This window comes from Clostridium sp. AM27-31LB, from assembly GCF_003480745.1.
Lineage (GTDB): Bacteria > Bacillota > Clostridia > Lachnospirales > Lachnospiraceae > Butyribacter > Butyribacter intestini.
In genome coordinates this window covers 1-5345 of the sequence record NZ_QUJS01000020.1, presented here as the reverse complement: position 1 = coordinate 5345, position 5345 = coordinate 1, and the positions used below count along the sequence as shown (strand labels likewise).

The following is a 5345-nucleotide window of genomic DNA, read 5'->3' as shown; positions in this document are numbered from 1 at the left end:
TAGATAAACTTGACATTTGTAAAATAAAAATATTAAAAATGAAGATAATTCAGACAGCACATATGAGGGAAAATGCTGTCTGAATTATTTTCATTGTAAGTGTGAAGAACTATCAATTAAAATATTAAATACAGTCATCATCGGTAATTGTGAGAGGAAGTACAATATTAATCTTAAAGATATTTCTAGATGTTTCAATCTTCATAAAACCTCCTGCATTTTCAACTATGTTATTAATTCGGTTCAAACCAAGACCATGTTCTGTATGCTCTTTTTTTGTGGTAAGAAAATTACCATTTTTAATGTTGAAAATATTGTTACAAGTATTTTCGGAGTGAATTATAAGCGACTCACGATATGGCTTTATAATAAGTTGTATATATTTAGGAGCGTTATCTTGGGTGATTTTTTGACAGGCTTCAAGTGCATTTGAACAAATATTACCCAGTAAAGAGCAAATTTCAACATCAGTTAAAGGCAGAGCTTGTGGAAGATGCAGCATATGCTCAAATTTAATATTATTTATATGTGCCTTGTGAATATAAAAAGTTACAATGCTGTCAATAACAATATTTCCGGTACTGATAAGCTGATGGGAAACTTCAATCTTGGCATTATATTCATTTAAATATTCAAGAAGTTTATCATATTTTTTTTCCCTAACCATTTGTGTTATAACTGTAAGATGACTAGAGAGGTCGTGTTTCATAAAACGAAGTTCTTTCGTCTGTTCGACTATATTTTGAAAGTTATTTTTTTCAATGGCATAAAGCTGTTGTTCTTCTTTTAACTTAATATTATAGTTCCTTGATTTACCAAGTTGGTAAATGAAGATGAGAAGTACAATATAAGTAACTAAGAAAATAAAACAAAAATTTGAAAGTCGATTTGAAAGTGCATTATTACCCGGACGAAGTTTTATGGATTCGGTTAATACAAATTCACCCATAAAAATATATATGGCAGATAAAGAGACAAAAATTATTTTTTCATATATATTTAAAAAAATATCAGAATTGTTTATATGACATATCAGTATAATAAAAAAGGAGAACAGTATTATATATGTAAGTGTTATGCTATAACGAAGATTTCCACCAAACATTAATTGTTTTGGGGTAATATTAAAGAATATATAAGGTATATTTATGGATAAAGTATCAGTGAAAAGAGTAAGTAATGTATATACGATATTCCAAAAAAATAACTTAATAAAATCAGTATCATATATAAAATGACAGATAATAAACTGAACAATAAAAGTAATAAGCAAAGTGTATATTACAGATGGATTGAAACTGTTTAAAACAAATAAAAAAGCTGAAAGTCCGGCGGTGCTTAATGTTATAAATAATTTTTTGTTAATATTAAGCTTATATTCCGCTTTGGAGCTCATTAAATAGAAAAATAAAATGTATTCTGCGAAATCAATAATATATTCCCAAATGTATGATAAATAATTTGTCATTTTGCAACCTCCGTATTGTTATTCTGGTATTTTATTTGTTTTTTTCTTAAAAAAATTTCTATGATTGCAAGAAGATATACACTTATGATTGTATAAATAATAAGTGATGATAAGCTGGTAAATTTATAAAAATTAAAAATAACAGATATTATAACCCCAGATATAAAAAATACTAATGCAAAAATTTTATGAAATTTTTTTTGAGTATTATTTAAAAGAATATTCTGTTTTGAAGAAATAGGTGCATATTTAAGTATAAAAGGAAGAACAAATATAACAGTTATAAAAGTGGTTTTGTATGTATTATTACAATTTATGCTAAGCAGAATTGTCAGTGTACAGGTGATTATGCTGAGGGTAATACATAAAAAATGTGTAGGTGCATGAAAGCCGCCAAAATATTTTCGCAAGATTGAAAAATATATAATCCATATGATATACAATATTATATGATGTGAGATTATGCCAAGCATTAATATAAATATGGTTGTAATAAGTGTGTTTAATATACATTCAAGTCCATAACTTAAAACATCAATATCATATGTATCGTCTTTAAGTAATTTGTAAATTTTGGTTGATAGCACTGTTGATAATTTTTTTAACATTTATATTCCACCTCCCATAATATAAGTTAAATAACTGTTTTTTAGTGTGGTTAAATATTTCCTGCCTATAGTCTGGAGTTTCTTATTTGACAGAAAAATTGTATTTTTTTCTATCTTTGTAATATGACTAAGATTGACAATGCAGGTTTTATGACAGCGAACAAATGATTTTGGCAGAGTATCTGCGATTGTTTCAAGTGAACTGCGGTCAGTATATGTATCGTTTGATGTCATTATATTTATTTCGTGAAGATTACTTGTTATAGTTATTATATTTGCATAAGGTATGCTTACTATTGATTGTCGGTTTTTAAATACATATTGTTTATCTGAGTATTTTTCAATCAGAGAATTTAATACAGGATATAACTTATCAGTTTGTATCGGTTTGAGCAGAAAATTAAAAGCATTTACATTGTAACCCTCAAAAACATATTCCTGATAGGATGTTATAAAAATAATATCGTTATCAAAACCTGAAAGTCGGAGTTTTTTTGCAATATCCATTCCTGTAATAGCTGAAGGAACATCAGGTTGTAATTGAATATCCATAAAGATTACATCATAATAAGTATATTTCGTATTGCCTGAAAAAAGATTTTCTGCTGAATGAAATACATCAATATTAAAATTATGAGAGTTTTTATCCGCCCAAATTAATATTAAATTTTTTAATTGATTTGCAAATAATATATTATCTTCTAATATAGCTGCATTTATTATCATTTTGAGTACCATCCTGTTTTTATTAAAAAATGTATTCTTTTTTTAAAAAAGTAAGTATAATTTGTAGTTAAAATGTCGTTTGTGCTGTTTCAGATACCGTTTGTGCATAGGCATATTGAAAAAAATATCAAATTATGTAATATAAATTATATATTACATAGATGGAAATAGTCAATGTAATAAATTTATTTGGATAGTGTCAAGTAAGCTATGAAAAAGGCTAATGAGACAGTATGTAGATTTTTGGCAAATTTAATTGTACATACGGCTGAAAAAAAAGTACATTCAGCTTGCCATGGTTATATGTATGAACCAAATGTGCCAAAAAAGCTTCTTGAACAAAGTAAGAAAAAATAGAAAGTGAGGAAAGTATAATGAAATACAGTTTAGTGAAAAAAGGAGCTGCTTTAGCAGTTGCGGCAGCAGTGACTCTGAGTGCAGGAAATATGGCTTTGGCAGTTATTTAGTATTGTCAGGGAAGTCTCACACTTCTACTGCGTAGAGCAATAAGTGGCGGGTGAAGACTTGCTGACACAAAATTAATCTGATGGAGAGGGATGTCCAATGAAAAAATTTAAACAAATATTATGTATCGTATGTGTATTAAGTTTGTTGACAGGTTGTGGCGGCAAACAAAATAAGACAGAGAAAAAAACATACAGACAGGAACTGAGCGAAGAAGAAATGTCAAATGGTCATGCTTCGTTTGATATTGATGAAAAATTTAAGGTTGACGCAAATGTCACAAAGTCAGAAGTATATAAGGATGGAATGAAGTCCTATTATATGAACCAGTATAAAGAAAAAATAAAAGGTACATCAAAGAAGTTTACTGATAACCCGACTGTTTTTAATAGAACACAAAAGGAAATGGAGAAAACTTTAAACAGACTTATACCGGGAAAGCTTTCATGGAAAAGAATTAATAGAAAATATAAAAATGATCCATATATAGAAGGAGCATATAAATCTGATGATGGTGATAAATATAAAATGCGTATAGTATGGGATACTTATGATGATGTAACAGGAAACAGCGATACATATTTTTGTCCAAGTTTTTATATGCGGAGTGAAAAAAGTGATAAAGAGCATATAGCAGCCTTAAAGATTGGAATGGATGAAGATATTGACGGCATAAAGACCGATTATACTGATAAGATTGAAAAAAATGTCGGTACATACAAAAAAGCAGTTGAGAAACTTATAGGAAGAAAGATAAATGATGAATACAGGATGTATTCATTAAATGCTAAATCTGCTAAGATTATTAATGATGTTAGGAGTATAGGGCTTAAATACAATGGAAAACAGTATGATTTATTGGCGTTTTATAAGGATGTTGATAATCTTAAGTTTTCAGATATTGATCCCGGTTATCAGGTAAAAGCGGATGAGAAACCTGATAAATGGGCAAAGACGACAAGTGCCGATAATGATAAGTTGAGCTCAATGTGGGAGACACCTGTATATCTTGTATTTTGCAAAGGGAAGCTTGAGTATATAGAAGCTGATTCTTTTAGAGAGACAGGTAGCGTATATAAAAATACGCAGAAGATTATATCGCCAAATAAACCATTAAAAGAGGTCATTAAATTTTATGAGAAAAAATTGCTTGTAGAAGAGGTTAAGATTAAATCCATAGAGCTTAAGTATATTGCTTACTATGCAAGTGACAGTTCAAAAACTGTTAAACCGATAATTACACCTGCGTGGGTGGTAGGAGTTTATGACAATGATGAATCAATAGAGAAAATTGCATATTTTTGCTACGATGGATATACAGGGGAGTGTTATGGAAATGAAATTATATCATGGTAAAAAAATTATGGAATGGCGGAGGTGGTTTATATCACCGGTATTCGTCATCATAGTTATATTATGTGGAACTATAACGATGCTTGATGTATGTTCAAGTGATCTGTTTTTATCTGATTTAAAAACAGGATATAGAGATAATGTGATATATTACTATCTTTTGAATATTGGGATGTTTTGTGTTGCCGGATACTGCCTTGCAGCGTGTACGGGAGCTGTTTTGTATGCGGCTGATTACGAGGAAAACTCGGTATATATGCGTATAAACAGGATGGGAGTAAACAGATATGTGATCTCCAAGGTGATGCAGACGATTACAGGTGCATTTGTATGTGGTTTTGCGGCAATATTAATCTGTTTTTTGGAGATAGCCGTATTTTATCATGCACCATTGTTTCCGAAGAGTGCAGAGGAATTAATGGGAACAACAGATAATTTGCTGCTTCATGCGGGGAGATATAAAGAATATATTTTTACATTGGCAGTTATATCAGGTCTGTGTTATGCATTTTATTCACTTATGACATTATTTATCTCAATATTTGTGCCAAACAAAAAACTTGTCATAGCATTTCCAATGATACTCTGGTTTATATTTCAGTATATATGGATTAGGATTCCTTTTCTTACGTCATTTATGACACCGTCTTTAATATTTGATCCCAAGAGACAGTTTGGGGATTTGTATAATATGTCACCGTATATCACTGTGTTGATAATTTTTG

General features: G+C 29.5%; 4 protein-coding genes. 2 read left to right on the top strand and 2 right to left on the bottom strand.

Annotated features, from left to right (window positions below; translation table 11 throughout):
• Positions 1–124: 124 nt before the first annotated feature.
• Both DW721_RS15790 and DW721_RS15780 read right to left on the bottom strand, forming a co-directional pair.
• On the bottom strand, positions 125–1468 hold the full coding sequence (locus DW721_RS15790; protein ID WP_118746304.1) for a GHKL domain-containing protein: 1344 nt from the start codon (positions 1466–1468) through the stop codon (positions 125–127).
• Between the two features lie 608 nt (positions 1469–2076).
• Positions 2077–2802 carry a LytTR family DNA-binding domain-containing protein gene (locus DW721_RS15780; protein WP_182436373.1) on the bottom strand — a complete coding sequence of 242 codons (726 nt, stop codon included), beginning with the start codon at positions 2800–2802 and terminating at the stop codon, positions 2077–2079.
• A 564-nt stretch (positions 2803–3366) separates the two neighbouring features.
• On the opposite strand from DW721_RS15780, the gene DW721_RS15770 reads away from it, so the two are divergent.
• Positions 3367–4623, top strand: a complete 1257-nt coding sequence (locus DW721_RS15770) for a hypothetical protein (RefSeq protein ID WP_118746300.1) — start codon at positions 3367–3369, stop codon at positions 4621–4623.
• A partial coding sequence (locus DW721_RS15765) for a hypothetical protein (RefSeq protein WP_147355427.1) occupies positions 4598–5345 on the top strand: 748 nt, incomplete at its 3' end. The genes DW721_RS15770 and DW721_RS15765, both read left to right, overlap by 26 nt.

Bases quoted from the DNA above. Each gene is read 5' to 3' on its own strand.
- DW721_RS15770 (WP_118746300.1), top strand. From the start codon at position 3,367: ATGAAAAAATTTAAACAAATATTATGTATCGTATGTGTATTAAGTTTG.
- DW721_RS15780 (WP_182436373.1), bottom strand. From the start codon at position 2,802: ATGATAATAAATGCAGCTATATTAGAAGATAATATATTATTTGCAAAT.
- DW721_RS15790 (WP_118746304.1), bottom strand. From the start codon at position 1,468: ATGACAAATTATTTATCATACATTTGGGAATATATTATTGATTTCGCA.